Source organism: Staphylococcus saprophyticus subsp. saprophyticus ATCC 15305 = NCTC 7292, from assembly GCF_000010125.1.
GTDB classification, from domain to species: domain Bacteria; phylum Bacillota; class Bacilli; order Staphylococcales; family Staphylococcaceae; genus Staphylococcus; species Staphylococcus saprophyticus.
In genome coordinates, this window is sequence record NC_007350.1 from 685,680 (window position 1) to 711,242 (window position 25,563).

At 35.0% G+C, this 25,563-nt stretch carries 37 protein-coding genes; 31 read left to right on the plus strand and 6 right to left on the minus strand.

Annotated elements, in window-relative coordinates; translation table 11 throughout:
- Window positions 1-128 precede the first annotated feature (128 nt).
- On the plus strand, window positions 129-3,302 hold the full coding sequence (locus SSP_RS03175; protein WP_011302590.1) for an efflux RND transporter permease subunit: 3,174 nt from the start codon (window positions 129-131) through the stop codon (window positions 3,300-3,302).
- Window positions 3,303-3,647: 345 nt separating this feature from the next.
- On the opposite strand, the gene mspA is transcribed toward SSP_RS03175, so the two are convergent.
- Complete coding sequence (gene mspA / locus SSP_RS03180) at window positions 3,648-3,965, minus strand: membrane stabilizing protein MspA (RefSeq protein ID WP_011302591.1); 318 nt, start codon at window positions 3,963-3,965, stop codon at window positions 3,648-3,650.
- A gap of 64 nt (window positions 3,966-4,029) precedes the next feature.
- A complete protein-coding gene (locus SSP_RS13080) occupies window positions 4,030-4,206 on the minus strand; it encodes an SE1832 family protein (RefSeq protein WP_002482603.1) in 177 nt (58 codons plus the stop codon).
- Window positions 4,207-4,355: 149 nt separating this feature from the next.
- Between SSP_RS13080 and SSP_RS03185 the strand changes: the two genes are divergently transcribed.
- Window positions 4,356-5,264, plus strand: a complete 909-nt coding sequence (locus tag SSP_RS03185) for an AEC family transporter (RefSeq protein ID WP_002482604.1) — start codon at window positions 4,356-4,358, stop codon at window positions 5,262-5,264.
- A 169-nt stretch (window positions 5,265-5,433) separates the two neighbouring features.
- Here the strand turns inward: SSP_RS03185 and SSP_RS03190 are convergent, their stop codons facing one another.
- The 3 genes from SSP_RS03190 to SSP_RS03200 form a co-directional block, all read right to left on the minus strand.
- Window positions 5,434-6,225 (minus strand): glucose 1-dehydrogenase, encoded by a 792-nt coding sequence (locus SSP_RS03190; protein ID WP_011302592.1) that lies wholly within the window; start codon window positions 6,223-6,225, stop codon window positions 5,434-5,436.
- A gap of 136 nt (window positions 6,226-6,361) precedes the next feature.
- A complete protein-coding gene (locus tag SSP_RS03195) occupies window positions 6,362-7,219 on the minus strand; it encodes a RhaT/GlcU family sugar-proton symporter (RefSeq protein WP_011302593.1) in 858 nt (285 codons plus the stop codon).
- Window positions 7,220-7,416: 197 nt separating this feature from the next.
- Complete coding sequence (locus SSP_RS03200; RefSeq protein WP_011302594.1) at window positions 7,417-8,289, minus strand: GNAT family N-acetyltransferase; 873 nt, start codon at window positions 8,287-8,289, stop codon at window positions 7,417-7,419.
- Window positions 8,290-8,412: 123 nt separating this feature from the next.
- Here SSP_RS03200 and SSP_RS03205 point away from each other — a divergent pair, with 123 nt between their 5' ends.
- Both SSP_RS03205 and SSP_RS03210 read left to right on the plus strand, forming a co-directional pair.
- Window positions 8,413-10,551, plus strand: a complete 2,139-nt coding sequence (locus SSP_RS03205) for a DNA topoisomerase III (protein WP_011302595.1) — start codon at window positions 8,413-8,415, stop codon at window positions 10,549-10,551.
- Window positions 10,552-10,661: 110 nt separating this feature from the next.
- Window positions 10,662-11,996 (plus strand): NCS2 family permease, encoded by a 1,335-nt coding sequence (locus tag SSP_RS03210; RefSeq protein ID WP_011302596.1) that lies wholly within the window; start codon window positions 10,662-10,664, stop codon window positions 11,994-11,996.
- A gap of 265 nt (window positions 11,997-12,261) precedes the next feature.
- Here SSP_RS03210 and SSP_RS03215 read toward each other — a convergent pair whose 3' ends face one another.
- Window positions 12,262-12,648 (minus strand): hypothetical protein, encoded by a 387-nt coding sequence (locus SSP_RS03215; protein WP_011302597.1) that lies wholly within the window; start codon window positions 12,646-12,648, stop codon window positions 12,262-12,264.
- Between the two features lie 358 nt (window positions 12,649-13,006).
- On the opposite strand from SSP_RS03215, the gene rpsJ reads away from it, so the two are divergent.
- The 27 genes from rpsJ to rpsK all read left to right on the plus strand — a co-directional run bounded on the left by rpsJ (window position 13,007) and on the right by rpsK (window position 25,507).
- Complete coding sequence (gene rpsJ, locus SSP_RS03220; RefSeq protein ID WP_002482611.1) at window positions 13,007-13,315, plus strand: 30S ribosomal protein S10; 309 nt, start codon at window positions 13,007-13,009, stop codon at window positions 13,313-13,315.
- Between the two features lie 27 nt (window positions 13,316-13,342).
- Window positions 13,343-14,002 carry a 50S ribosomal protein L3 gene (rplC, locus tag SSP_RS03225; RefSeq protein ID WP_011302598.1) on the plus strand — a complete coding sequence of 220 codons (660 nt, stop codon included), beginning with the start codon at window positions 13,343-13,345 and terminating at the stop codon, window positions 14,000-14,002.
- Between the two features lie 26 nt (window positions 14,003-14,028).
- A complete protein-coding gene (rplD, locus tag SSP_RS03230; RefSeq protein ID WP_002482613.1) occupies window positions 14,029-14,652 on the plus strand; it encodes a 50S ribosomal protein L4 in 624 nt (207 codons plus the stop codon).
- Entirely contained in the window at window positions 14,652-14,927 is a 276-nt protein-coding gene (gene rplW, locus SSP_RS03235) for a 50S ribosomal protein L23 (RefSeq protein ID WP_011302599.1), read from the plus strand. The genes rplD and rplW overlap by 1 nt, the downstream gene beginning before the upstream one ends.
- A 30-nt stretch (window positions 14,928-14,957) precedes the next feature.
- Window positions 14,958-15,791: a 50S ribosomal protein L2 gene (rplB, locus tag SSP_RS03240; protein ID WP_011302600.1), complete on the plus strand. Its 834-nt coding sequence runs from the start codon at window positions 14,958-14,960 to the stop codon at window positions 15,789-15,791.
- Between the two features lie 64 nt (window positions 15,792-15,855).
- Window positions 15,856-16,134, plus strand: a complete 279-nt coding sequence (gene rpsS, locus SSP_RS03245) for a 30S ribosomal protein S19 (protein ID WP_002482616.1) — start codon at window positions 15,856-15,858, stop codon at window positions 16,132-16,134.
- A 28-nt stretch (window positions 16,135-16,162) separates the two neighbouring features.
- Window positions 16,163-16,516, plus strand: a complete 354-nt coding sequence (rplV, locus tag SSP_RS03250) for a 50S ribosomal protein L22 (protein ID WP_002482617.1) — start codon at window positions 16,163-16,165, stop codon at window positions 16,514-16,516.
- A 24-nt stretch (window positions 16,517-16,540) separates the two neighbouring features.
- A complete protein-coding gene (gene rpsC, locus SSP_RS03255; protein WP_002482618.1) occupies window positions 16,541-17,194 on the plus strand; it encodes a 30S ribosomal protein S3 in 654 nt (217 codons plus the stop codon).
- Between the two features lie 2 nt (window positions 17,195-17,196).
- Entirely contained in the window at window positions 17,197-17,631 is a 435-nt protein-coding gene (rplP, locus tag SSP_RS03260; protein ID WP_002482619.1) for a 50S ribosomal protein L16, read from the plus strand.
- Complete coding sequence (gene rpmC / locus SSP_RS03265; RefSeq protein WP_002482620.1) at window positions 17,621-17,830, plus strand: 50S ribosomal protein L29; 210 nt, start codon at window positions 17,621-17,623, stop codon at window positions 17,828-17,830. The genes rplP and rpmC overlap by 11 nt, the downstream gene beginning before the upstream one ends.
- Before the next feature lie 26 nt (window positions 17,831-17,856).
- A complete protein-coding gene (gene rpsQ, locus SSP_RS03270) occupies window positions 17,857-18,120 on the plus strand; it encodes a 30S ribosomal protein S17 (RefSeq protein WP_002482621.1) in 264 nt (87 codons plus the stop codon).
- 31 nt (window positions 18,121-18,151) lie between these two features.
- Entirely contained in the window at window positions 18,152-18,520 is a 369-nt protein-coding gene (gene rplN, locus SSP_RS03275) for a 50S ribosomal protein L14 (protein ID WP_002482622.1), read from the plus strand.
- A 41-nt stretch (window positions 18,521-18,561) separates the two neighbouring features.
- Window positions 18,562-18,879, plus strand: a complete 318-nt coding sequence (gene rplX / locus SSP_RS03280) for a 50S ribosomal protein L24 (RefSeq protein WP_002482623.1) — start codon at window positions 18,562-18,564, stop codon at window positions 18,877-18,879.
- A 25-nt stretch (window positions 18,880-18,904) separates the two neighbouring features.
- Window positions 18,905-19,444: a 50S ribosomal protein L5 gene (gene rplE / locus SSP_RS03285; protein WP_002482624.1), complete on the plus strand. Its 540-nt coding sequence runs from the start codon at window positions 18,905-18,907 to the stop codon at window positions 19,442-19,444.
- A gap of 21 nt (window positions 19,445-19,465) precedes the next feature.
- A complete protein-coding gene (locus tag SSP_RS03290; protein ID WP_002482625.1) occupies window positions 19,466-19,651 on the plus strand; it encodes a type Z 30S ribosomal protein S14 in 186 nt (61 codons plus the stop codon).
- Between the two features lie 31 nt (window positions 19,652-19,682).
- Window positions 19,683-20,081: a 30S ribosomal protein S8 gene (gene rpsH / locus SSP_RS03295; protein ID WP_002482626.1), complete on the plus strand. Its 399-nt coding sequence runs from the start codon at window positions 19,683-19,685 to the stop codon at window positions 20,079-20,081.
- Window positions 20,082-20,108: 27 nt separating this feature from the next.
- On the plus strand, window positions 20,109-20,645 hold the full coding sequence (gene rplF, locus SSP_RS03300; protein WP_002482627.1) for a 50S ribosomal protein L6: 537 nt from the start codon (window positions 20,109-20,111) through the stop codon (window positions 20,643-20,645).
- 31 nt (window positions 20,646-20,676) lie between these two features.
- Window positions 20,677-21,039 carry a 50S ribosomal protein L18 gene (rplR, locus tag SSP_RS03305; RefSeq protein ID WP_011302601.1) on the plus strand — a complete coding sequence of 121 codons (363 nt, stop codon included), beginning with the start codon at window positions 20,677-20,679 and terminating at the stop codon, window positions 21,037-21,039.
- 20 nt (window positions 21,040-21,059) lie between these two features.
- A complete protein-coding gene (gene rpsE, locus SSP_RS03310) occupies window positions 21,060-21,557 on the plus strand; it encodes a 30S ribosomal protein S5 (RefSeq protein ID WP_011302602.1) in 498 nt (165 codons plus the stop codon).
- A 16-nt stretch (window positions 21,558-21,573) separates the two neighbouring features.
- Window positions 21,574-21,753 (plus strand): 50S ribosomal protein L30, encoded by a 180-nt coding sequence (gene rpmD, locus SSP_RS03315; protein ID WP_002482630.1) that lies wholly within the window; start codon window positions 21,574-21,576, stop codon window positions 21,751-21,753.
- A gap of 18 nt (window positions 21,754-21,771) precedes the next feature.
- A complete protein-coding gene (gene rplO / locus SSP_RS03320) occupies window positions 21,772-22,212 on the plus strand; it encodes a 50S ribosomal protein L15 (RefSeq protein ID WP_002482631.1) in 441 nt (146 codons plus the stop codon).
- The gene (secY, locus tag SSP_RS03325) at window positions 22,212-23,504 is read left to right on the plus strand and encodes a preprotein translocase subunit SecY (protein ID WP_011302603.1); all 1,293 of its coding nucleotides are present in this window, start codon (window positions 22,212-22,214) and stop codon (window positions 23,502-23,504) included. Before rplO ends, secY begins: the two co-directional genes overlap by 1 nt.
- 17 nt (window positions 23,505-23,521) lie before the next feature.
- The gene (locus tag SSP_RS03330) at window positions 23,522-24,172 is read left to right on the plus strand and encodes an adenylate kinase (protein ID WP_011302604.1); all 651 of its coding nucleotides are present in this window, start codon (window positions 23,522-23,524) and stop codon (window positions 24,170-24,172) included.
- Between the two features lie 171 nt (window positions 24,173-24,343).
- Complete coding sequence (infA, locus tag SSP_RS03335; RefSeq protein WP_001118443.1) at window positions 24,344-24,562, plus strand: translation initiation factor IF-1; 219 nt, start codon at window positions 24,344-24,346, stop codon at window positions 24,560-24,562.
- A gap of 31 nt (window positions 24,563-24,593) precedes the next feature.
- Entirely contained in the window at window positions 24,594-24,707 is a 114-nt protein-coding gene (gene rpmJ / locus SSP_RS03340) for a 50S ribosomal protein L36 (protein WP_002482634.1), read from the plus strand.
- A gap of 21 nt (window positions 24,708-24,728) precedes the next feature.
- Window positions 24,729-25,094, plus strand: a complete 366-nt coding sequence (gene rpsM / locus SSP_RS03345) for a 30S ribosomal protein S13 (RefSeq protein WP_011302605.1) — start codon at window positions 24,729-24,731, stop codon at window positions 25,092-25,094.
- A gap of 23 nt (window positions 25,095-25,117) precedes the next feature.
- On the plus strand, window positions 25,118-25,507 hold the full coding sequence (gene rpsK, locus SSP_RS03350; protein ID WP_002482636.1) for a 30S ribosomal protein S11: 390 nt from the start codon (window positions 25,118-25,120) through the stop codon (window positions 25,505-25,507).
- Window positions 25,508-25,563: the final 56 nt, after the last annotated feature.

Consider the following 25,563-nt stretch of genomic DNA (forward strand, 5'->3'; position numbering starts at 1 on the left):
GTTGAAATTTAAAAGTTCAACTAAATGTCACAGGACAAATTGTCTATAATTAACAAACTACATATTTTCAGGACCATACTTGTGGTAAATTAGAACTGTTAAAGGGATATGTGAGAGGAGAAAAATACATGATAAAAAAATTGTTGCAGTTTTCATTAGGAAATAAATTTGCAATATTTTTAATGGTTTTGTTAGTTATATTGGGCGGTGTTTATGCCAGTAGCAAAATGAAATTAGAATTATTACCTGACGTTGAGCCACCAATGATTACCGTACAAACCTCCATGCCAGGTGCTACACCAGAAACAGTAAAAGAAGATGTAAGTGATAAGATTGATGATCAAATTAGATCGATGGCAGGTGTTAAGAATGTTAATGCTCAATCTATACAGAATGCATCAATGGTTACGGTTGAATATAATGAAGGTACTAATTTAGATAAAGCAGAGAACGACCTCAAAAAAGAGTTAGATAAAATAAAATTTGGGGAGAATGTTGAAGAGCCGGAGTTAACAAGAAGCTCTATGGATGCTTTTCCAATAGTTGCTTATTCATTTACTACCAATGATAATGATTTAAAAGATACAACACGAAAAATTAATAATCAGTTATTACCAAAACTTCAAACAATTGATGGGGTCCAAAATGCGCAACTTAATGGGCAGACGTCACGAGAAGTATCAATAAAATTTGACCAAGATAAATTAGAAGCAAGTGGGTTAACTAAAGAGCGTGTTCAACAGTATTTGAAAAGTGCTACAAGTGAAACACCATTAGGCCTATTTCAATTTAATGATACTGAGAAATCTGTCGTTATTGATGGTCAATTTACATCCGTTAAAGCACTTGAAAATTTAGACATTCCGTTATCTGCAGCAGCAGGAGATAGTCAATCTCAAGGTGATGACGGAGCGTCAAGTCAAGGTGCTGAGCAACAAGCTTCTGCTTCCCAATCTGCAACTACAGCATCGAGTAGCCAATCAAGTGATTCTGAAGTACCATCCGTAAAATTAAAAGAAATTGCACAAGTATCTGCAGGCGATGAGCGGGCATCTATATCTAAAACAAACGGTAAAGATGCAGTTAATGTTCAAATTACAAAAGCACAAGATGCAAACACTGTTCAAGTTGCCAAAGATACAAAAAAAGAAATTGATCAATTTATAAAAGACAATCCGAAAATGGTTGCTACAAAAGTGATGGATACAGCAAAACCAATAGAAGATGCATTGTATACAATGATTGAGAAAGCTGCACTAGGTACCATTGTAGCGATTATCGTAATTCTATTATTTTTAAGAAATATCAGAACGACTGCCATTTCAATTGTATCTATACCCATGTCCATTTTAATTGCAATGGTTGCGTTGAAATTATCAGATGTTTCATTGAATATTTTAACGTTAGGAGCATTAACTGTTGCGATAGGTCGTGTTATTGATGATTCTATCGTTGTTGTTGAAAATATTTACCGACGATTATCTGATAAATCAGAAGCACTTAAAGGTGATCAACTCATTGTAAGTGCTACAAGCGAAGTATTTAAACCAATCATGTCATCGACGATTGTTACAATTGTCGTGTTCTTGCCATTAGCTTTTGTAAGTGGCTCTGTAGGAGAAATGTTTAGACCATTTGCACTGGCAATCGCGTTTAGTTTACTAGCTTCATTACTTGTATCTATTACGATTGTTCCTGCATTAAGTGCTACTTTCTTTAAAAAAGGTGTAATACAGCATAAACAGGAAACATCATTAGGATTTATCGGTAGAAAGTATAAATCCGTTTTGAACTGGTCATTAAATCATAAATGGATAGTCATTATTGTCAGTACAATTATATTAATTGCAAGTATTGGACTTGGGGCTGCCAAACTAGGAACTAGCTTTATTTCTACGGGTGAAGATAAATATATGGCATTAACTTATACGCCTAAACCAGGAGAAACGCAAAAAGGGGTATTAGACCATGCAGAGCAAGTACAAAAATATCTGAATAGTAAAGATAAAGTGCGTACAGTTCAATATTCAGTTGGCGGTCCAACACCTAATGATCCAACTGGTAACTCTAATAGTATGGCGATTATGGTTGAGTACGATTCGAACACACCTCATTTTGATGAAGAACCCGATAAGGTGTTACATCATATTGAAACATACAAACATCCTGGTGAGTGGTCAAATCAAGATATGGGTACTGGTGGCAGTAATAATGCTTTAGAAATTACTGTTAGTGGTCCATCATTAGAATCAATTAAAGGTACAGTGAAGAAAGTTGAAGATGAAATAAAAGATGTCAGTGGGACTGCAAATGTTAAATCAGATTTAACACAAACCTATGATCAATATAATATTAAAATAGATCAGAATAAGGCAGCAAGTTATGGATTATCTGCTTCACAGTTAGCAATGACCTTGAATCAGAATACACCTGAGGAAAGTGTGACAACTGTTAAAGAAAAAGGGAAGTCCATAGATGTTAAAATTAAGGAAGATAAGCAAACAGATTGGTCAAAAGATAAGTTAGAAAACACAGAGTTGCAATCTCCCACAGGTCAGTCTGTGGAATTAAGTGATATTGCTGAGTTAGAAGAATCGACAACGCCAAACAAAATTGAAACGAAGGCTGGAGATGAAATCGCAACCGTTTCAGCTAAAATTACAAATGATGACGTAGGTGGTGCATCACAGAAAATAATGTCGAAAGTAAATCATATCGATACACCAAGCAATGTAAAAGTTAACGTTGGTGGTGCAAATGAAGATATTAGCAATGCCATAACACAATTAGCGATGGCTATGTTAGCAGCTATTATCATTGTATATCTAGTGCTTGTATTGACATTTAAAGGCGCACTGGCACCTTTCACAATTCTATTTTCATTACCATATACCATTATAGGTGTAGTAGTGGCTTTAGTTATAACGGGAGAGACAATATCGGTACCAAGTATGATAGGTATGTTAATGCTGATTGGGATCGTAGTAACGAACGCGATTGTATTGATTGATAGAGTGATTAATAAGGAAAAACAAGGGCTTGAAATGAAAGCAGCGTTATTAGAAGCGGGTGGCACGCGTATCAGACCAATTTTAATGACGGCACTTGCTACAATCGGTGCTCTAGCCCCAATGCTATTTGGTGAAGATAGTTCAATCATTATTTCAAAAGGTATGGCTGCAACGGTTGTAGGTGGATTAATTTCATCTACATTGCTAACATTGATTGTTGTTCCGGTTATATATGAAATATTGTTTACCCTTAAACGTAAAATAGAGAATCGACAAAAACATAATAAATAAAAAAAATAGGGGAGTGGGACAGAAATCAAATTTTTTAATAGAGATTTCGTAGTCCCACCTATGCAATCAAGGCAAGGATGACTAGGATTGAAATGTTTATCTGAGCTAAAGCCGATGCATAAGTCTCCTAGAATTTTATGCAGAATACATAAGCTTTGGCTTATGCATAAGAACTACTGATTTTCATAAATTGAAAAAGTAGTTCTTTAAACCAGTGAGACTTTACATTTCAATTCAGTCATCAACTGCCTAAACGAAAAAGAGTCTGAGACAACTATTTATGTCCCAGACTCTTTTAATTAAACAGCGTATAGCTAAAATATTTTTGAGTATCAGAATTACCAATTAATATAAAACTAATGTTAAAATAGCATAGATTATAAATAATATAATACTGATGATATTTAAGATTTGAACCGCTTTTTGGTCTTTCTTACTATGTTTGAAAGCAGTGATTTCAACATTACCAACTAATAATAACAATATGATGAAAACCCACCAATTAATTGCAGGGAATGATAATGTCGTAATTGCAACAACAAATAATAAGAGCAAGGCCATTATAATACGCAAAATACGCGTGATAATCGTATCCATTCTAAATATGCTTATGTAACACACGATTAGATAGAGTACTGGTAAAAAGATAAGATAGAGTAGCATATTGTTACATCCTTTCTATGTTCACCTTTAATCTTAGCATGTAAAAAAAATATTTACTAGGATGTTATTTATGTTCTTTTTGACTAATTTCTGAACGTACAGATGCAATTTCTTTTTCTATTTCTTCAAGTTGCTTTACTAAAGGATCGACTTGTTGATTAACAGATTCTCTTTTTTCTAAGTCACCTTGTAATCGAACATAATCATATTTTAGTTCAGCTAATTTTTCATTCAAATCCATTAGCGTACACTCCTTTGCGGGTAGAAAACGCCTACACCAGTTTGAATTGAATTATAACATGAAATTGAAAGCTTCTAAAATAACCATTTTATATGTTAAGGTATGAAAATAGAATGAAAACGAAATAACTTAGTGAAAGAAGGATTATTGTGACACAACAATTTATCATAATTATTTTACTCATTGCATTAGGTTATACGCTTAAAAGAATCAATTACTTTAAAGCAAATGATAGCCAAGTACTGTCGACATTAGTATTAAATGTCACGTTGCCTTCTTTAGTTATCGTGAATTTGAATGAAGCTAAATTGGATGTCTCGTTATCTATTTTACCTATTATGATGATTTTATATGGTGTCATTACAAAAGTAATAATTGTATGGTTCTTTATAAAATATGATAATCAAATTCGTGGTGCAACAGGTATGATGATGGCTTCTTTAAATATTGGCTTATTTGCTTACCCTCTGGTTGAGGCGATTTGGCCAGAAACTGGTATGATTTATTTTGGTATGGCCGATATTGGTGGCGCAATCATTATGTTTGGTGTGACTTATTTTGTAGGAAGCTATTTTAGCAGTGGTGGAGACAGTTTTGATTTTAAATATTTAGGAAAAAATTTATTGAAGTCTGTACCACTTATGACATATATTATTATGTTTATTTTAAATATGATGAATATTCATTTTCCAGACCCAGTCATTGATTTCTTTTCTGTGTTATCAGGTGCAAATATGCCATTATCAATGATACTTCTAGGGTTAATGTTGAATTTTAGTATAGATAAACGCTTTTTACCAATTGCTATTAAGTATTTAGTAGCGCATTATGGTCTTGGTATCATTGCTGGCTTACTTGTTCACTTTTTCTTGCCAGTGAATGATGAAATGATAAAGACTACATTACAAGTAGCATGGCTCTTACCAGTAGGTGTAGCGATTATACCTTATTCAATTCAGTTTAAATATAAAACATTGCCTCTAGTAGGGATGGTTACTAATTTAACAATCGTGATTAGTATTATTATCTTGTATATTTATCAGATGTTGTTTGTTTAAAGTGCTCTAAAATTTAATAATAAAAAGAAACACGATCAATATAAAACGATTATTGGTCGTGTTTTGTTTCTTAATAAGTATTAATTTATACAATTAATATATAGATAAATAAAAAGACAGAAAGCGAACGCTATCATGCGCTTTCTGTCTTTTGTTGGTAGCAATGAGATTAGCCTTTACCACCCATAAATGCAGGATAGTTTGTCATACCACCATCAACATATATTGTTGTACCGTGAATATAGTCTGCTAAATCTGAAGCAAGGAATCTTGCAACATTAGCCACTTGTTGTGCGTCGCCAATAACTTTGGCTGGAATCATTTCAAGTGTTTCTGCACGCGTTTGCGGATCTGAGAATTTTTCTTTTGTATGTTCTGTTACGATAGCACCAGGAGATATATTGTTAATGCGAATGCCATACTGTGCATATTCCATTGACATTGTTTCCATCATTAATTTTAAACCGCCTTTACTTGCAGCATAATTCACATAGTTTGGCCATGGAATTTTATCGTGAACACTTGATGTATTAATGATAATACCTGGTTTATCTTCTTTTAAAAATTGATTAACAGCGGCCTTAGCACCTATGAATGCACCGGTTAAATTAATATCAATGACTTTTTGCCACTCATCTAAGGGCATTTCGTGCGTAGGAATTGGTTTTTCAAAACCAGCATTGTTAATCATGATATCTAAAGTACCAAATGTATCAACTGCAGTTTTGACTAATTGTTCGACGTCTGCCTCTTTAGAAACATCAGCATATGCTTTAATCGCTTTACCACCAGCGTCTTCTATTAGTTTTATAGATTCGGCAACAGCATCTAAGCTACTTTCTGAACGATAGTTAATGACAACATTTGCTTTTTCTTTACCGAATTGTTCTGCCATTGCTTTACCAATACCGCTACTACCACCTGTAATCACAACTACTTTATTTTCTAAATCTGTAAACATATATTGAAGCCTCCTTAAAAGTTATTCCTACAAAAAGGTTTAGAACAGACGTGTTGTTAATTTGGAATAGTACAATTAACGCTGAACGCTATGTCGATGTTCTAAACTTAATGATGTGTAATATATTAAATGATGCTTAACCTTTTAAATTACCTAATATAAAGGCTGCAATGATTATTAATACAATCCCAGCCCAAATACCAATCATTTGGCGTTTGTCTTTTCTTTCTCCTAGTAAGAAGATACCACCAAGTGTAGATACAATTACTAATAATTGTGAAAATGAGAAACTTGTTGCTACACCAACTTTAGGTTGTGAATAGAACATAAATAAATTACCAATTCCCCAAATGACACCTGGGATAATATTCCACATAGTACTTTTTACTGATGTCTCATGTTTAGCAGAAAGTATTAAACCGCCAATAGCCATACCTATTGATTGGAAGAAGAGGGCATTCATTCCATCTACACCAAAAATTTGTGCTACGACTACATAAACAACGTAACCTACTGTAGAAATAATCAATATAGGAATTGCTTTGCCGAATTTATTGTTACCGCCTGAAGCTTCATTTTTACCTTTAATTGAAGTTAATGCGATACCAATTACTAATAACACCATAGCAACTAAACCTAATGTAACTTGAATTCCTGTACTCCATTCTCCAAGAAAAATAGCACTGAATAATGTCGTACCAACTAATTGTAAACCAGTAGAGATTGGCATCGTTTTTGAAACACCAATTAGACTAATTGATTTAAGTTGATAACCCTGACCAAGCGCCCAAAATGCACCTGAGATTAAACCAACAATAATGACGGCGAGGTCATCAAATTTTGCATTACCTGTAAGTAGTAAAATAATTCCGATAATTAATGTACCTAATGTTGTCCCTCTAATTTGATTATATGGGCCACCACCAACAAGCACGTTAATTAAAACAACACTACCCCAGAATAATGCAGGCAATAACGCAATTAACAAATCCATATATACTCACTCTTTCTATTATATTGTCCCTCGAGAATAACCATCTTTGGTTGTTCCTGAACATCTAGTTTAAAACAAAATATTACGTTAGTAAAAAATATTAAATTAAAAAGAACGATTTCTTTGTTTATTATGTTTTAAACATACATTTTATTTGTGTATTAACGAACTTGTTTTGCTTGCTTCTTAATTAAAAATCAGCCAATATGTGCAGCAACGTATTTGAATTTTTTATATTCATAATTGATGTTGAAGCCTAATTCATGAAATCGTTCCACGAGTGTATTATTTTTACTGCGAATTTTGAAATAAATCTTATCAACATCATAATTTGAAAATGTATATTGAAGTGCATAGGATAATAAATCAAAAGCAATACCCATAAATCTATAGTCAGTGTGTGAAGAAAAATATTTGATTTCAGCTTTTTTCGTATTTTCAAAAACTTGTAAATAAAGATAACCTTTTAATAAGCCTTCAGACATAAATATAAATAATTTATTGTGACTATCTAACGATTCAATGATTTCTTCTGCAGTCATCACATCGTGTTTAAAGGTATCATGGTGTAACTTCTCGAATAGTCGATAATAAGCAGGTTGGTAGGTGGTAATGTTTTGAGCATGATCAATTTTACCTATATCTTGTGTAGATATGAGATGATAATCCGTAAAACTATAGGAAGCTTCAATTTCTTTCATAAAAGGCATGTAATCTTGTTCCGTTTCCTCGAATGAAAAATTAAAATTCGCAGTATCCGGTTTGCTTTGAACCAAAGCTTCAAATAAAGTTTTAAAATTTTCTTCAGTGAGTGAAAGTGATTTCCTGACAAAAGGACCGAGCACTTTATATTTATTTTCTTCATATTTAAATGCAAGCATGAGCATTTCAATTTGTGCTTGGTCATCAACTTGTGCAAATACGCCTGGATCCTCTAAGGATTGTCTAATCGTTGCTTCAACATCATCGTGTGCTTGTGGCAGCTTGTATAAGTACGATGTGTAGTGATAATCGGCTTCATTTATAAACTTTACAATTTGATCATAGTTATTTAATTGAACAATTTTCATAACAATACCTCCGTATAATAATCTATTAAGTTAATTATAAGAACTTTTCGATGTAAATGGAAGTTTTGATGTGCTACATACATGTTACAATAAATATAATACTGAATTTGAAAGGGCGAAATTATGAAATCACTGATTATAGCTGAAAAACCTTCAGTTGGTAGAGACATTGCCAATACGCTAAACATTAATGAAAAACGTAATGGATATTTTGAAAATAATAAATATATTGTTACATGGGCATTAGGGCATTTAGTAACAAATGCGACACCAGAACAATATGATGCAAGTTATAAAGAATGGAAATTGAATGATTTACCGATTATACCCAATAAAATGAAAACAATTGTGATAAGTAAAACGAGAAAACAATTTTCGACAGTGCAATCATTAATTAATAATAATAAAGTAAAAGATATTATTATTGCGACAGATGCAGGACGAGAAGGAGAACTGGTTGCTCGTTTGATATTGGATAAAGCGCATAATAAAAAACCGACCAAGCGTTTATGGATTAGTTCTGTAACCAATAAAGCAATCAAAGAAGGTTTCAATAAACTGCAAGATGGACGTAAGTTTAATAATCTATATCATGCTGCCTTAGCACGAAGTGAAGCAGATTGGATAGTTGGTATTAATGCTACACGTGCACTGACTACAAAATATGATGCACAACTCTCATTGGGTCGTGTACAGACTCCGACCATACAATTAGTTCAAATGAGACAAAATGAAATCAATCACTTTAAACCTCAGACCTATTATACAATGAAACTCAATGCGGCTGGTTTAACTTTCCATTGTACTAAGCCACAGTCGCATCCTGATAAAACTGTTTTGGAAAGTATAAAAAAAGCAATCGATGGGCAATCCGGGCACATTGCATCGATTAGCAAGACACATAAAAAAGCATATCCACAACAATTATATAATTTAACGGATTTACAACAAGATGCTTATAAACGATTTCATCTTGGACCAAAAGAAACTTTGAATACCTTGCAAACGTTGTATGAACGTCATAAGTTAGTAACTTACCCACGTACTGATTCTAACTATTTAACAGATGATATGGTTGATACGCTCAAAGATAGATTGAAAGCGATTATGGCCACTTCATTAAAAGATATGGCTAAAGCACAAATGTCACAAACATTTTCATCAAAACAAAGATTTGTTAATAATAATAAAGTATCTGATCACCATGCAATTATTCCCACAGAAGTGCGTCCAGATATCAATCAACTTAGCCAAAGGGAATCTAAAATTTATATGATGATTGCTCAGAGATATTTAGAAAACCTAATGCCGCCACACGAATACGAAGCAATCGCCATTGAACTCAAAGTAGGGCAGCATACATTTACTTTTAAGGACAAAGTAACTACTAAATTAGGGTTTAAAGCAATTTATGAAAATAAAGAAAGTATAAATACTCAGATAGATCAGTTACAGAAGGGTACAAAGCTTAATGTAACTAAAATTCTAATAGAAGAACATGAGACAACGGCCCCACCTTATTTTAATGAAGGATCACTTTTGAAAGCGATGGAAAGCCCACAAAAATTCTTTGATTTAAGCGATAAAAAACACGATAAAACATTAAAAGACACGGGCGGTATAGGTACGGTTGCAACGAGAGCGGATATCATAGAAAAGCTATTTAATATGAACGCTATTGAAGCTCGTGATGGTAAAATAAAAGTTACGTCAAAAGGGAAACAAATATTGGAATTAGCGCCACAAAAACTCACTTCTCCATTATTAACAGCAGAATGGGAAGAAAAACTTCTACTCATAGAACAAGGGAAATATAATGCGAGCCAATTCATCTCTGAAATGAAAGCTTTTACAAATCAGGTAGTCAATGAGATTAAAGAAAGTGAACAAAATTATAAACATGACAACCTAACAACGACTGAATGTCCTACATGCGGCAAATTTATGATTAAAGTCAAGACGAAAAATGGCCAAATGTTAGTGTGTCAGGATCCACAGTGTAAAACTAAAAAAAATGTACAACGTAAAACAAACGCACGTTGTCCAAACTGTCATAAAAAAATGACGCTGTTTGGTCGAGGCAAAGACGCAGTATATCGTTGTGTTTGTGGACATACTGAAACACAAGCTCAAATGGATAAACGACACAAAAATAAAAAATCAGATAAAGTAAATAAAAAAGATCTGAAAAAATATATGAATAATGATGAAGGTATTGAAAATAACCCGTTTCAAGATGCTTTGAAGGGTTTAAAATTCTAAATAATTCGAACAAATAGTTAAAAAATTTAAGTAAGGTTCGTGTTTGCTATTGTAAAATAGTTCGTTTGGTATTAAAATATGTAAGTATTTTAAAAAAAGGAGAACTAACCGTGAAAAAGTACTTCAAGTTTGATAAACACGAAACAAACTATAAGAAAGAGATACTTGGCGGGCTTACAACATTCTTGTCGATGGCTTATATTTTAGCTGTTAACCCTCAAGTACTTAGTTTAGCCGGCGTCGATGGTGTTTCTGAAAATATGAAAATGGACCAAGGCGCAATATTTGTAGCTACAGCATTAGCGGCGTTTGTAGGCTCGTTATTTATGGGATTAATAGCAAGGTATCCGATTGCATTAGCACCTGGTATGGGATTAAATGCATTTTTCGCATTTACTGTTGTTTTAACAATGGGTATACCATGGCAAGTCGGACTTACAGGCGTATTATTTTCAGGATTAGTTTTCGCAGTGTTAACGATGACGGGGCTTCGAGAGGTCATCATCAATGCCATACCTTATCAAATGAAAATGGCTGTCTCGGCTGGGATTGGATTATTTATTACCTTTGTCGGCTTACAAAGTTCAGGTATAATTGTTAAAAATGATTCTACACTAGTTACATTAGGACATATCACAGACGGACCTGTATTACTTACTATTTTCGGTATCGTTGTGACAGTAATACTTTATGCTATTAGAGTACCTGGCGCGATTTTTATAGGGATGGTTTTAACATCTATCGTAGGTATGTTCACAGGGCTGATACATACACCTAGTGGTATCGTTGGACAAGTACCTAGTATTGAACCGACGTTTGGCGCTGCGTTTGAAGCATTTAAGGATCCTAGTCAATTATTAACGGTTCAATTTTTAATCGTTATATTAACTTTCCTATTCATTGATTTCTTTGATACAGCTGGTACACTCGTTGCTGTGGCAACTCAAGCTGGGATTATGAAAAATAATAAATTACCACGAGCAGGACGCGCATTGTTCTCTGACTCACTAGCAACAATCGTTGGTGCGATCTTTGGTACAACTACGACGACTTCATACATTGAATCAAGCTCAGGTGTGGCAGTAGGTGCAAGAACCGGCTTTGCGAGTGTGGTTACAGGTTTCTGTTTCTTGTTAGCTATTTTCTTTAGTCCATTGATGGAGGTAGTAACCAGTGCGGTGACTACGCCTGCGTTAGTAGTAGTAGGTGTCTTAATGGCAGCTAACTTTGCTGAAATTGATTGGAAAAAATTCGAAGTAGCAGTTCCAGCATTTGTAACGATTATTATGATGCCTTTATCTTATTCTATTGCAACAGGTATTGCTTGTGGATTTATCTTTTATCCAATTACAATGTTAATTTCAAAACGTCATAAAGAAGTACATCCAATAATGTATGCACTGATGATTTTATTTATATTGTACTTTATCTTTGTTCACGGATAACAAAACGAAATAAAAGCACATTGTTCTGTCATTTAGACATTGAACAATGTGCTTTTAATTTTATTATTTGAATGAAAGTATAAGTGTTTAGGAATTAGTTTTGTTCTTACATAAATAACTAAAATCGAGTTTCTTCATTATATACATTTTAAAGTTATAGTAGTTTAAGCGGATAACCAGATCAAAATGCTTAGAAGAATTTATGACATATACCGTTGGATTGCGCTAATTACATTTGAGTTGGGCAGGTATCCTACGATAATAATTAATGATTCTTACGTCGATCCTCCGTATAAATTACCTTTGCGTATTTGTTTGGTACATATAGTGGTGTAGATAATAAAATGAAAATGAAAAATAGCATTAAAAAGAATAAAATCCAATGGATCACCATACCAACAAGTGGAATGAAAGCCAAGAAAGAACCAATCACACCTAATAAAGGAATAAACATCATCGGCTTAATAGAATTTTGTTTATCTACTATTAATATAATCATCATTATAAAGTAGAGTAGCGCGTTAATAAGTAAAGGCTGCCAACCAAAACTTAAAACAATGCTTCCACCTAAGAATGGAATTCCGTAAACCAATTCACTAACTATGAGTAAGACAGATAATACTAACAATGTCATACGTATACCACGTTTCATATAATTCACCACCTAACTGTTTTTAATTATAAAGGAAAGTAAACTATTAGAATAATAATATGAAGAGAGATTAATAAAAATTTTACAAAGAACTAAAAAAATTACAAAAGAGGTTGAAGTGCGTTTCCTAATAAAGTACAATAACAAAGTATGTGTTAGACAAAAAGTTTCAAAACTTTTGCAGAAAAGCTTGATAAATCACTGTTTATCATGTATCATATCTAATGTTGGACTTTAAGAACACGCGATGAAGCGAAAGGTTACTGACACACCCGGCCGCTTTGCCATGGCGCTGTGTGAGATAGTTTTCGTGGAGAAGTCTATCACTTAAATGTAGACGATATAAGGAGGGAAAATTATGGCAAAACAAAAAATCAGAATCAGATTAAAAGCTTATGATCACAGAGTAATCGATCAATCAGCAGAAAAAATTGTTGAAACAGCGAAACGTTCTGGTGCAGATGTTTCTGGACCAATTCCGTTACCGACTGAAAGATCAGTTTATACTGTTATTCGTGCCGTGCATAAGTATAAAGATTCACGTGAGCAATTCGAACAACGTACTCATAAACGTTTAATCGATATTGTTAACCCTACACCAAAAACAGTTGATGCTCTTATGGGCTTAAACTTACCATCTGGCGTAGACATCGAAATCAAATTATAATAGAAAAAATTAGGAGGTGGACTTTCGATGACCAAAGGAATCTTAGGAAGAAAAATCGGGATGACACAAGTTTTCGGAGAAAATGGTGATTTAATCCCTGTAACAGTAGTAGAAGCAAGCCAAAACGTTATATTACAAAAGAAATCTGAAGAGATTGATGGATACAACGCTATCCAAGTAGGCTATGAAGACAAACAAGCTTATAAAAAAGATAGCAGATCAAGCAAATATGCTAACAAACCAGCTGAAGGACATGCTAAAAAAGCAGGCACAGCACCTAAGCGCTTCATTCGTGAATTCAGAAACGTTAATGTTGATGAATACGAAGTAGGTCAAGAAGTCTCAGTTAATACATTTGAAGCTGGAGACGTAATTGATGTAACAGGCGTATCTAAAGGTAAAGGTTTCCAAGGTGCCATTAAACGTCATAATCAAGCACGTGGTCCAATGTCACATGGTTCTCATTTCCACAGAGCCCCAGGTTCTGTAGGTATGGCATCAGATGCTTCAAGAGTCTTTAAAGGACAAAAAATGCCTGGACGTATGGGCGGTAACACTGTAACAGTTCAAAACTTAGAAGTTGTACAAATTGACGCTGAAAACAATGTTATTTTAGTAAAAGGTAATGTACCTGGTCCTAAAAAAGGATTTGTAGAAATCACATCATCAATCAAAGGTAATAAATAATATACAACGAAAGGAGGAATTGCATAATGGCTAATTATGATGTATTAAAAGTAGATGGAACTAAATCAGGTTCAGTTGAACTAAGCGATGCAGTATTTGCAATCGAACCAAACAACAACGTTCTTTTTGAAGCAATTAACTTACAACGTGCTTCATTACGCCAAGGTACTCACGCTGTTAAGAACCGTTCAGCAGTACGTGGTGGCGGACGTAAACCATGGAGACAAAAAGGTACAGGACGTGCGCGTCAAGGTACAATCCGTGCTCCACAATGGCGTGGTGGTGGTATCGTATTCGGACCAACACCAAGAAGCTACTCATACAAAATGCCTAAGAAAATGCGCCGTTTAGCATTACGCTCAGCATTATCTTTCAAAGTACAAGAGAAAGGCTTAACTGTTGTTGATGCATTAAACCTAGATGCTCCAAAAACAAAAGAGTTCAAAACTGTACTCTCTAATTTAGAACAACCTAAAAAAGTATTAGTAGTAACAGAATCTGAAGATGTGAATGTTGCTTTATCAGCACGTAACATCCCTGGTGTTCAAGTAACTACAGCTCAAGGTTTAAACGTTCTAGATATCACAAGCGCTGACAGTGTAGTAATTACAGAATCAGCTGCTAAAAAAGTTGAGGAGGTGCTCGGATAATGGAAGCAAGAGACGTTCTTAAGCGCCCCGTAATCACTGAGAAATCTTCAGCTGCTATGGCTGAAGACAAATACACATTCGACGTTGATACTCGTGCTAATAAAACACAAGTTAAAATCGCTGTTGAAGAAATCTTTGATGTAAAAGTTGATAATGTAAACATCATTAACTACAAACCAAAGAAAAAACGTATGGGCCGTTACCAAGGCTATACAAACAAAAAACGCGTAGCAATCGTTAAATTAAAAGAAGGATCAATTGATCTTTTCAACTAAAAAACATTACCAATAAGGAGGTAAACGACAATGGCTCTAAAAAAATATAAGCCAATTACTAATGGTCGTCGTAATATGACTAGTTTAGATTTCGCTGAAATCACGAAAACTACACCTGAAAAGTCATTATTACAACCGCTACCGAAAAGAGCGGGACGAAATAACCAAGGTAAATTGACAGTTCGCCACCACGGTGGAGGACACAAACGTCAATACCGTGTTATTGACTTCAAACGTAATAAAGATGGAATCAATGCTAAAGTTGATTCAATACAATATGATCCAAACCGTTCAGCAAACATTGCATTATTAGTTTATGCTGATGGTGAAAAACGCTATATCATCGCTCCAAAAAACCTAAAAGTAGGTCAAGTTCTTGAAAGCGGTGAAGAAGCAGATATTAAAGTAGGTAATGCATTACCATTACAATTCATTCCAGTAGGTACAGTAATCCATAACATCGAGTTAAAACCTGGTAAAGGTGGACAAATTGCTCGTTCAGCTGGTGCTAGTGCACAAGTACTTGGTAAAGAAGGTAAATATGTATTAATCAGATTAAGATCTGGCGAAGTACGTATGATTCTTTCAACTTGCCGTGCTACTATTGGTCAAGTTGGTAACATCCAACATGAACTTGTAAACGTTGGTAAAGCAGGACGTTCTAGATGGAAAGGCATTCGCCCAACAGTTCGTGGTTCTGTAATGAACCCTAACGATCACCCACACGGTGGTGGTGAAGGTCGTGCACCTATCGGTAGACCATCTCCAATGTCACCTTGGGGTAAACCTACGCTTGGTAAGAAAACTCGTCGTGGTAAAAAATCTTCAGACAAACTTATCGTTCGTGGACGTAAGAAAAAATAAAAATAACTTATTTGCGTGTGCGGCTTAATAGCTGCACGCACACAATAAGAAGGGAGGCGCCACTATGGCTCGTAGTATTAAAAAAGGACCTTTCGCTGACGATCATCTAAAGAAAAAAGTTGAAGCTCAAAGCGGAAGCGAGAAAAAACAAGTAATCAAAACTTGGTCACGTCGTTCAACTATTTTCCCTGATTTTATCGGACATACATTCGCTGTATATGATGGACGTAAACATGTGCCTGTATTCGTAACAGAAGATATGGTTGGTCATAAATTAGGAGAATTCGCACCAACTCGTACTTTCAAAGGACACGCTGCAGACGACAAAAAAACTAGAAGATAATTTCTAACAGGTAGAGGAGGAAATTCGAATGGAAGCAAAAGCGGTTGCTAAAACAATAAGAATCGCACCTCGTAAAGTTAGATTAGTATTAGATCTAATTAGAGGTAAGAGCGCTGGAGAAGCTATTGCAATTTTAAAATTAAAAAACAAAGCTTCATCACCAGTAGTAGAAAAATTATTAATGTCCGCTTTAGCTAATGCTGAACATAACTATGACATGAACACTGATGAATTAATAGTTAAAGAAGCTTATGCTAATGAAGGACCAACATTAAAACGTTTCCGTCCACGTGCACAAGGTCGTGCAAGTGCGATTAACAAACGTACAAGCCACATTACAATCGTCGTAAGTGACGGTAAAGAAGAAGCTAAAGAAGCTTAATATATTTTTTAAGGAGGGTACACTGTGGGTCAAAAAATTAATCCAATCGGACTTCGTGTTGGTGTAATCCGTGATTGGGAAGCTAAATGGTATGCAGAAAAAGACTTCGCATCATTATTACACGAAGATTTAAAAATCCGTAAGTATATTGATAACGCATTACAAGAAGCATCAGTTTCACACGTTGAAATTGAACGTGCTGCTAATCGTATCAACATCGCTATTCATACTGGTAAACCAGGTATGGTTATCGGTAAAGGCGGTTCAGAAATTGAAAAATTACGTAACAAATTAAACTCATTAACAAACAAAAAAGTACACATCAACGTTATCGAAATCAAAAAAGTTGATTTAGATGCTAAATTAGTTGCTGAGAATATTGCACGCCAATTAGAAAACCGTGCTTCATTCCGTCGTGTACAAAAACAAGCTATTACAAGAGCAATGAAAATTGGTGCCAAAGGTATCAAAACACAAGTTTCAGGTCGTTTAGGCGGAGCTGACATCGCTCGTGCTGAACAATATTCAGAAGGAACTGTTCCACTTCATACACTACGTGCTGACATTGGTTATGCACATGCAGAAGCTGACACTACTTACGGTAAATTAGGTGTCAAAGTATGGATTTATCGTGGAGAAGTTCTTCCTACTAAGAACACTAGTGAAGGAGGAAAATAGTAATGTTACTACCAAAACGTGTAAAATATCGTCGTCAACATCGTCCTAAAACTACTGGTCGTTCTAAAGGCGGTAACTATGTAACATTTGGTGAGTATGGTTTGCAAGCAACTACAACGTCTTGGATCACATCTCGTCAAATCGAATCAGCTCGTATTGCAATGACTCGTTTCATGAAACGTGGCGGGAAAGTTTGGATTAAAATCTTCCCACATACACCTTACACTCAAAAACCTTTAGAAGTACGTATGGGTGCTGGTAAAGGTGCAGTAGAAGGTTGGATTGCAGTAGCAAAACCAGGTAGAATTTTATTTGAAATCGCAGGCGTAAACGAAGAAGTTGCGCGTGAAGCATTACGTTTAGCAAGTCACAAACTTCCAGTTAAAACTAAGTTTGTAAAACGTGAAGAATTGGGTGGTGAAACAAATGAAAGCTAAGGAAATTAGAGACTTAACCACTTCAGAAATCGAAGAACAAATCAAATCTTCAAAAGAAGAGCTTTTTAACCTACGCTTTCAGTTAGCTACAGGTCAATTAGAGGAAACTGCACGTATTCGCACAGTAAGAAAAACGATTGCACGTCTAAAAACTGTTGCTCGTGAAAGAGAAATTGAACAAGGTAAAGCGAATCAATAATTCAATTGAAAGAGGAGGTTACTAAAGTGAGCGAAAGAAATGATCGTAAAGTTTATGTAGGTAGAGTCGTTTCCGATAAAATGGATAAAACGATAACTGTACTTGTTGAAACATACAAAACACACAAGTTATATGGTAAACGAGTAAAATACTCTAAAAAATACAAAACTCATGATGAAAACAACTCAGCTAAATTAGGGGACACAGTTAAGATACAAGAGACTCGTCCTTTATCAGCAACTAAACGTTTCCGTTTGGTAGAAATTGTTGAAGAATCAGTAATTATTTAATTAAATAGTGAAGATAAAGGAGGTTTAACTCATGATCCAACAAGAAACACGATTAAAAGTAGCAGATAACTCTGGTGCGCGTGAAGTTCTTACAATTAAAGTATTAGGTGGATCTGGTCGTAAAACAGCTAACATTGGTGACGTTATCGTTGTAAGTGTTAAAAATGCTACACCAGGTGGCGTTGTCAAAAAAGGTGAAGTAGTAAAAGCTGTTGTAGTTCGTACTAAATCAGGTGTACGCCGTAACGATGGTTCATATATCAAATTTGATGAAAATGCATGTGTCATCATTCGTGACGACAAAGGCCCACGTGGTACTCGTATTTTTGGACCTGTTGCTCGTGAATTACGTGAAGGCAACTTCATGAAAATTGTATCATTAGCTCCAGAAGTACTTTAATAAAACATTTGTAAATATATAAATTTAAGGAGGTGCCACACATGCATATCAAAAAAGGTGACAACGTAAAAGTTATCGCAGGTAAAGACAAAGGTAAAGAAGGTAAAGTTGTTTCAACTGAACCTAAAAAAGACCGTGTCGTTGTGGAAGGTGTCAATATAATTAAAAAGCACCAAAAACCAACTCAATTTAATCCTGAAGGTGGAATCTTAGAAACAGAGGCAGCAATCCATGTTTCTAATGTACAGTTATTAGACCCTAAAACGAATGAACCAACACGCGTAGGTCATAAATTCGTAGATGGTAAAAAAGTTCGTATCGCTAAAAAATCTGGCGAAGAAATCAAATCTAATAATTAATAATTAATTGAAAGGAGGATCCACTGTGAACCGTTTAAAAGAAAAATTCAATTCTGAAGTTACTCAAAACTTAGTTAAGCAATTTGACTACAGTTCAGTAATGGAAGTTCCAAAAATAGAAAAAATCGTTGTAAATATGGGTGTCGGTGACGCTGTTCAAAATACTAAAGTATTAGATGATGCTGTAGAAGAATTACAAGCTATCACTGGTCAAAAACCATTAATTACAAAAGCTAAAAAATCAGTAGCAACATTCCGTTTACGTGAAGGTATGCCTATCGGTGCGAAAGTAACACTACGTGGTGAAAGAATGTATGACTTTTTAGATAAATTAATTGCTGTTTCACTTCCACGTGTACGTGACTTCCAAGGTGTATCTAAAACTGCATTCGATGGTAGAGGTAACTACACTTTAGGTGTTAAAGAACAATTAATTTTCCCAGAAATTGACTATGACCGAGTAAATAAAGTACGAGGAATGGATATCGTTATCGTAACGACTGCTAACACTGACGAGGAAGCTCGTGAATTGTTATCACAATTCGGTATGCCATTTCACAAATAATCTCTAAAGGAGGCTAATTAAGTGGCTAAAACTTCAATGGTTGCTAAGCAACAAAAAAAACAAAAGTTCCAAGTACGTGAGTATACTCGTTGTGAACGCTGTGGTCGTCCACATTCTGTATATCGTAAATTTAAATTATGCCGTATTTGTTTCCGTGAATTAGCTTATAAAGGCCAAATCCCTGGCGTTCGTAAAGCTAGCTGGTAATAGAAAATAGTCTGAAAGGAGGCAACAATCAATGACAATCAACGATCCAATTGCAGATATGCTAACTCGTGTAAGAAACGCAAACATGGTGCGTCACGATAAATTAGAATTACCTGCTTCAAACATTAAAAAAGAAATTGCTGAAATTTTAAAAAGTGAAGGTTTCATTAAAAACGTAGAATACGTTGAAGACGATAAACAAGGGGTTATCCGTTTATTCCTTAAATATGGTCAAAACAATGAACGTGTTATCACTGGTTTAAAACGTATTTCAAAACCTGGTTTACGTGTATATGCTAAAGCTAACGAAGTACCTAAAGTACTTAATGGTTTAGGTATTGCATTAGTTTCAACTTCTGAAGGTGTTGTAACTGATAAAGAAGCTAGAAAACGTAACATCGGTGGAGAAATCCTAGGTTACATTTGGTAATAATAAATAATAAGGAGGTGCGATAACATGAGTCGTGTTGGTAAAAAAATTATTGACATCCCTAGCGACGTAACAGTAAGTGTTGAAGGTAACACAATCACTGTTAAAGGTCCTAAAGGTGAATTATCAAGAACAATGAATGAAAGAATGACATATAAACAAGACGAAAGCACTTTAGAAGTTGTAAGACCAACTGATTCTAAAGATGATAGAACAGTACATGGTACAACTCGTGCTTTAATTAACAATATGATACAAGGTGTTAAAGAAGGATACCAAAAAACACTTGAACTTGTTGGTGTTGGTTACCGTGCTCAAATGCAAGGTAATGACTTAATTTTAAACGTTGGTTACTCTCACCCAGTTGAAATTAAAGCTGATGATGGTATTACTTTCGGTGTTGAGAAAAACACAACAGTAACTGTTGCTGGTATTTCTAAAGAACAAGTTGGAGCAATCGCTTCAAACATTCGTTCAGTAAGACCTCCAGAACCTTATAAAGGTAAAGGAATTCGTTACCAAGGTGAATACGTTCGCCGTAAAGAAGGTAAAACTGGTAAATAATAAATAACTTTCAGAAGAAAGGAGTATTAAGATGATCAGCAAAATTGATAAAAACAAAGTGCGTCTTAAAAGACATGCGCGTGTACGTAATAAATTAGCTGGCACAGCAGAAAAACCACGTTTGAACATCTATCGTTCAAATAAACACATCTATGCACAAGTCATTGATGATGTAAGTGGTAAAACATTAGCACAAGCTTCAACTCAAGAAAAAGATTTAGCAAATGAATCTGGATCAAAAGTTGAATTATCAGCTAAAGTTGGCGAAACTGTAGCTAAAAGAGCTAGCGAAAAAGGCGTGAAAACAATTGTATTTGACCGTGGAGGATATTTATACCATGGCCGTGTTAAAGCCTTAGCAGATGCAGCTCGTGAAAATGGTTTAGAATTTTAATTTAAAGGAGGGACATTTACATGGCTCGTAGAGAAGAAGCGAAAGAATTTGAAGAACGCGTTGTTACAATTAACCGTGTTGCGAAAGTTGTAAAAGGTGGTCGTCGTTTCCGTTTCACTGCATTAGTAGTAGTTGGAGATAAGAACGGTCGCGTTGGTTTCGGTACTGGTAAAGCACAAGAGGTACCTGAAGCAATCAAAAAAGCAGTTGAAGCAGCTAAAAAAGATTTAGTTGTAGTTCCACGTGTTGAAGGTACAACACCTCACACAATTACTGGACGTTTCAGTTCAGGCAGTGTATTTATGAAACCAGCTGCACCAGGTACTGGTGTAATCGCAGGTGGCCCTGTTCGTGCGGTATTAGAATTAGCGGGTATCACTGATATCTTAAGTAAATCTTTAGGTTCAAATACACCAATTAACATGGTTCGTGCTACAATCAATGGATTAAAAAACCTTAAAAATGCTGAAGATGTTGCGAAATTACGCGGCAAATCAGTAGAAGAATTATACAATTAAGGAGGGAAAATAAGTTATGGCTAAATTACAAATTACCCTCACTCGTAGTGTTATAGGTCGTCCAGAAACACAACGTAAAACTGTTGAAGCTTTAGGTTTGAAAAAAACAAACTCTTCAGTAGTTGTTGAAGATAACCCTGCTATTCGTGGGCAAATCAACAAAGTAAGTCACTTAGTGACAGTAGAAGAAAAATAATTTTAAGGAGGTGCCGATATGAAATTACATGAGTTAAAACCAGCAGAAGGTTCTCGTAAAGTTCGTAACCGCGTTGGACGTGGTGCAGCTACTGGTAACGGTAAAACTAGTGGTCGTGGACAAAAAGGACAAAAAGCGCGTTCAGGTGGTAGTGTAAGACCAGGCTTCGAAGGTGGACAATTACCATTATTCCGTCGCTTACCAAAACGAGGTTTTACTAACATCAACCGTAAAGAATATGCTATTGTTAACTTAGACCAACTTAATAAATTTGAAGATGGTACTGAAGTAACTCCTGCTTTATTAGTAGAATCTGGTGTAGTTAAGAGTGAAAAATCTGGTATTAAAATACTAGGTACTGGTTCTCTTGATAAAAAACTAACAGTTAAAGCTAGCAAGTTCTCTGCATCTGCAGCAGAAGCTATTGATGCAAAAGGCGGAGCACACGAGGTGATCTAATGTTTGTAACGCTTGTGAGCTTCTTTAAAACAAAAGAAGTTCGTAACAAGATCTTTTTTACTCTCGCAATGTTAGTTATTTTTAAAATAGGTACTTATATTCCAGCACCTGGTGTTAACCCAGCTGCTTTTGACAGTCAACAAGGTTCTCAAGGTGTCACTGACTTGTTAAATACATTTGGTGGCGGAGCCTTGAAGAACTTTTCTATCTTTGCCATGGGTATAATGCCTTATATTACTGCGTCAATCGTAATGCAGTTATTACAAATGGATATTGTTCCGAAGTTTTCAGAGTGGGCAAAACAAGGTGATGCAGGTAGAAAGAAACTTAATAACGTAACGCGTTATTTTGCTATTGTACTTGCTTTTATCCAATCTATTGGGATGGCTTTCCAATTTAATAATTATTTAAAAGGTCAATTGATCATGGATCAATCGATTCTTAGTTATTTATTAATCGCTGTTGTTTTAACAGCTGGAACAGCATTCTTAATATGGTTAGGTGAACAAATCACTCAATTCGGTGTTGGTAATGGTATTTCCATTATCATCTTCGCTGGTATTTTGTCTTCATTACCTTCATCACTAATCCAGTTTTATCAACAGGCCTTTGTTGGCCAAGATGATACTTCTATGGCTTGGTTGAAAGTAATTGCCTTAATTATTGGAATGATATTATTAACGGTTGGTGCAATATATGTACTACAAGCTATTCGTAAAATTCCAATTCAATATGCGAAGAAACAATCAGCACAACGATTAGGTTCACAAGCAACATATTTACCTTTGAAAGTTAACTCTGCAGGTGTTATCCCAGTTATCTTTGCAATGGCATTCTTCTTGTTACCAAGAACATTGACATTGTTTTTCCCTGACGCAAGTTGGGCGCAAAAGGTATCAGACGTGGCAAATCCATCGAATAACATTGGTATGATTGTGTACGTTGTACTCATCATAGCATTTACTTACTTCTATGCATTTGTACAAGTTAATCCTGAAAAGATGGCAGATAACCTGAAGAAACAAGGAAGTTATGTTCCAGGTATTAGACCTGGCGAACAAACCAAAAAATATATTACTAGAGTTCTCTATCGTTTAACTTTTGTCGGATCAATATTCTTAGCTGTAATAGCGATTCTGCCAATTATTGCAACGAAAGTAATGAGCTTACCACAGTCTATTCAGGTTGGTGGTACGAGCTTACTAATTGTAATTGGTGTAGCGATTGAAACAATGAAAAGTCTAGAAGCTCAAGTGAGCCAAAAAGATTATAGAGGCTTTGGTGGTAGATAAATTGTAGGAGGGCATTTATGAATATCATTTTAATGGGTTTACCTGGTGCAGGTAAAGGAACTCAAGCGAGTGAAATTGTTAAGAAATTCCCAATTCCACACATATCTACTGGTGACATGTTCAGAAAAGCGATTAAAGATGAAACGGATTTAGGTAAAGAAGCTAAATCGTACATGGATCGTGGAGAATTAGTCCCTGATGAAGTTACTGTGGGTATCGTTAAAGATAGAATATCTGAAGACGATGCGAAAAAAGGATTCTTACTTGACGGCTTTCCTCGTACTATTGAACAAGCTGAAGCATTAAGTAATATCATGAAAGAATTAGATAGAGAAATTGATGCTGTTATCAATATAGAGGTACCTGAAGAAGAATTAATGAACCGCCTCACTGGTCGTAGAATCTGTGAGAAATGCGGAACAACTTATCATCTTGTATTCAATCCTCCAAAAGTTGATGGTATTTGTGATCTTGACGGTGGTAAATTATATCAACGTGAAGATGACAACCCAGAAACAGTTGCTAATCGTTTAAACGTCAATGTAAAACAATCTAAACCTATCTTAGAATTCTATGATAATAAAAATGTTTTGAAAAACATTGATGGTTCTAGAGATATTAAAGTCGTTACAAACGACGTCATTGATATCTTAGAAGATTTAAAATAAGATCAACTTTGTACGGTCTATGTAATGTCAAAGGTATAATTAAATAAGAGTGACAATGCGATTACGTAATTCATTATATTTGTTAAACTGATTAACAACACTTATAGACACGTATGGTTAGAGTTGATTTTTGACGATAACCGACTATTTCATAAAGGGGGAAGTTAATTAATGGCTAAACAGGATGTAATTGAATTAGAAGGTACTGTATTAGATACTTTACCAAATGCAATGTTTAAAGTAGAATTAGAAAATGGTCATGAAATTTTAGCTCACGTAAGTGGTAAAATTAGAATGAATTATATTCGTATTCTACCTGGCGACAAAGTAACAGTAGAAATGTCTCCGTATGATTTAACACGCGGAAGAATTACGTATCGTTATAAATAATCGTCACTCCATAATATAGGGAGGTTTAAAAATGAAAGTAAGACCATCAGTAAAACCAATTTGCGAAAAATGTAAAGTCATTAAACGTAAAGGTAAAGTAATGGTAATTTGTAGCAACCCAAAACATAAACAAAGACAAGGTTAATAAAGAGAGGTGTAAATAATTATGGCACGTATTGCAGGAGTAGATATTCCACGTGAAAAACGTATTGTTATTTCATTAACTTATGTGTATGGTATCGGTACTACTACAGCTAACAAAATTGCTGAAGAAGCTAACGTATCACCAGAAACACGCGTTAAAGATTTAACTGATGATGAATTAGGTCGTATCCGTGAAATTGTTGACAACTATAAAGTAGAAGGTGACTTACGTCGTGAGCAAAACTTAAACATTAAACGTTTAATGGAAATCTCATCATACCGTGGTATCCGTCACCGTCGTGGATTACCAGTTCGCGGACAAAAAACAAAAAACAATGCTCGTACTCGTAAAGGCCCAGTTAAAACTGTAGCTAACAAGAAAAAATAATAGGTAAAGGAGGCAAAATTTAAATGGCACGTAAACAAGTATCTCGTAAACGTAGAGTGAAAAAGAATATTGAAAATGGTGTGGCACACATCCGTTCAACATTCAATAATACAATCGTAACTATTACTGATGAATTTGGTAATGCGTTATCATGGTCATCAGCAGGTGCATTAGGATTTAAAGGTTCAAAAAAATCAACTCCATTTGCAGCTCAAATGGCATCAGAAACTGCTTCAAAAACAGCTATGGAACATGGTTTAAAATCTGTTGAAGTTACTGTAAAAGGTCCAGGTCCTGGTCGTGAATCAGCTATCCGTGCGTTACAATCAGCTGGATTAGAAGTAACTGCAATCCGTGACGTTACTCCAGTACCACATAATGGTTGTCGTCCGCCAAAACGTCGTCGCGTATAATTTTATTGTTATTGTCGCAGGTCACTGAGAAATACAGTAAAAATCAATCGACGTAA

Excerpts from the sequence above, each read along its gene's own strand:
- rplX (WP_002482623.1), top strand. The coding sequence starts at position 18,562 with ATGCATATCAAAAAAGGTGACAACGTAAAAGTTATCGCAGGTAAAGAC.
- rplD (WP_002482613.1), top strand. The coding sequence starts at position 14,029 with ATGGCTAATTATGATGTATTAAAAGTAGATGGAACTAAATCAGGTTCA.
- rplO (WP_002482631.1), top strand. The coding sequence starts at position 21,772 with ATGAAATTACATGAGTTAAAACCAGCAGAAGGTTCTCGTAAAGTTCGT.
- rpmJ (WP_002482634.1), top strand. The coding sequence starts at position 24,594 with ATGAAAGTAAGACCATCAGTAAAACCAATTTGCGAAAAATGTAAAGTC.
- infA (WP_001118443.1), top strand. The coding sequence starts at position 24,344 with ATGGCTAAACAGGATGTAATTGAATTAGAAGGTACTGTATTAGATACT.
- SSP_RS03200 (WP_011302594.1), bottom strand. The coding sequence starts at position 8,289 with ATGAAAATTGTTCAATTAAATAACTATGATCAAATTGTAAAGTTTATA.
- rplC (WP_011302598.1), top strand. The coding sequence starts at position 13,343 with ATGACCAAAGGAATCTTAGGAAGAAAAATCGGGATGACACAAGTTTTC.
- rpsE (WP_011302602.1), top strand. The coding sequence starts at position 21,060 with ATGGCTCGTAGAGAAGAAGCGAAAGAATTTGAAGAACGCGTTGTTACA.
- rpsJ (WP_002482611.1), top strand. The coding sequence starts at position 13,007 with ATGGCAAAACAAAAAATCAGAATCAGATTAAAAGCTTATGATCACAGA.
- rpsH (WP_002482626.1), top strand. The coding sequence starts at position 19,683 with ATGACAATCAACGATCCAATTGCAGATATGCTAACTCGTGTAAGAAAC.
- SSP_RS13080 (WP_002482603.1), bottom strand. The coding sequence starts at position 4,206 with ATGGATTTGAATGAAAAATTAGCTGAACTAAAATATGATTATGTTCGA.
- rplV (WP_002482617.1), top strand. The coding sequence starts at position 16,163 with ATGGAAGCAAAAGCGGTTGCTAAAACAATAAGAATCGCACCTCGTAAA.
- rplW (WP_011302599.1), top strand. The coding sequence starts at position 14,652 with ATGGAAGCAAGAGACGTTCTTAAGCGCCCCGTAATCACTGAGAAATCT.
- rpsK (WP_002482636.1), top strand. The coding sequence starts at position 25,118 with ATGGCACGTAAACAAGTATCTCGTAAACGTAGAGTGAAAAAGAATATT.
- SSP_RS03215 (WP_011302597.1), bottom strand. The coding sequence starts at position 12,648 with ATGAAACGTGGTATACGTATGACATTGTTAGTATTATCTGTCTTACTC.
- rpsS (WP_002482616.1), top strand. The coding sequence starts at position 15,856 with ATGGCTCGTAGTATTAAAAAAGGACCTTTCGCTGACGATCATCTAAAG.
- SSP_RS03175 (WP_011302590.1), top strand. The coding sequence starts at position 129 with ATGATAAAAAAATTGTTGCAGTTTTCATTAGGAAATAAATTTGCAATA.
- secY (WP_011302603.1), top strand. The coding sequence starts at position 22,212 with ATGTTTGTAACGCTTGTGAGCTTCTTTAAAACAAAAGAAGTTCGTAAC.
- SSP_RS03330 (WP_011302604.1), top strand. The coding sequence starts at position 23,522 with ATGAATATCATTTTAATGGGTTTACCTGGTGCAGGTAAAGGAACTCAA.
- rpsM (WP_011302605.1), top strand. The coding sequence starts at position 24,729 with ATGGCACGTATTGCAGGAGTAGATATTCCACGTGAAAAACGTATTGTT.
- rplN (WP_002482622.1), top strand. The coding sequence starts at position 18,152 with ATGATCCAACAAGAAACACGATTAAAAGTAGCAGATAACTCTGGTGCG.
- rpmD (WP_002482630.1), top strand. The coding sequence starts at position 21,574 with ATGGCTAAATTACAAATTACCCTCACTCGTAGTGTTATAGGTCGTCCA.
- mspA (WP_011302591.1), bottom strand. The coding sequence starts at position 3,965 with ATGCTACTCTATCTTATCTTTTTACCAGTACTCTATCTAATCGTGTGT.
- SSP_RS03205 (WP_011302595.1), top strand. The coding sequence starts at position 8,413 with ATGAAATCACTGATTATAGCTGAAAAACCTTCAGTTGGTAGAGACATT.
- rplP (WP_002482619.1), top strand. The coding sequence starts at position 17,197 with ATGTTACTACCAAAACGTGTAAAATATCGTCGTCAACATCGTCCTAAA.
- rpmC (WP_002482620.1), top strand. The coding sequence starts at position 17,621 with ATGAAAGCTAAGGAAATTAGAGACTTAACCACTTCAGAAATCGAAGAA.
- rplF (WP_002482627.1), top strand. The coding sequence starts at position 20,109 with ATGAGTCGTGTTGGTAAAAAAATTATTGACATCCCTAGCGACGTAACA.
- rplB (WP_011302600.1), top strand. The coding sequence starts at position 14,958 with ATGGCTCTAAAAAAATATAAGCCAATTACTAATGGTCGTCGTAATATG.
- SSP_RS03195 (WP_011302593.1), bottom strand. The coding sequence starts at position 7,219 with ATGGATTTGTTAATTGCGTTATTGCCTGCATTATTCTGGGGTAGTGTT.
- rplR (WP_011302601.1), top strand. The coding sequence starts at position 20,677 with ATGATCAGCAAAATTGATAAAAACAAAGTGCGTCTTAAAAGACATGCG.
- SSP_RS03190 (WP_011302592.1), bottom strand. The coding sequence starts at position 6,225 with ATGTTTACAGATTTAGAAAATAAAGTAGTTGTGATTACAGGTGGTAGT.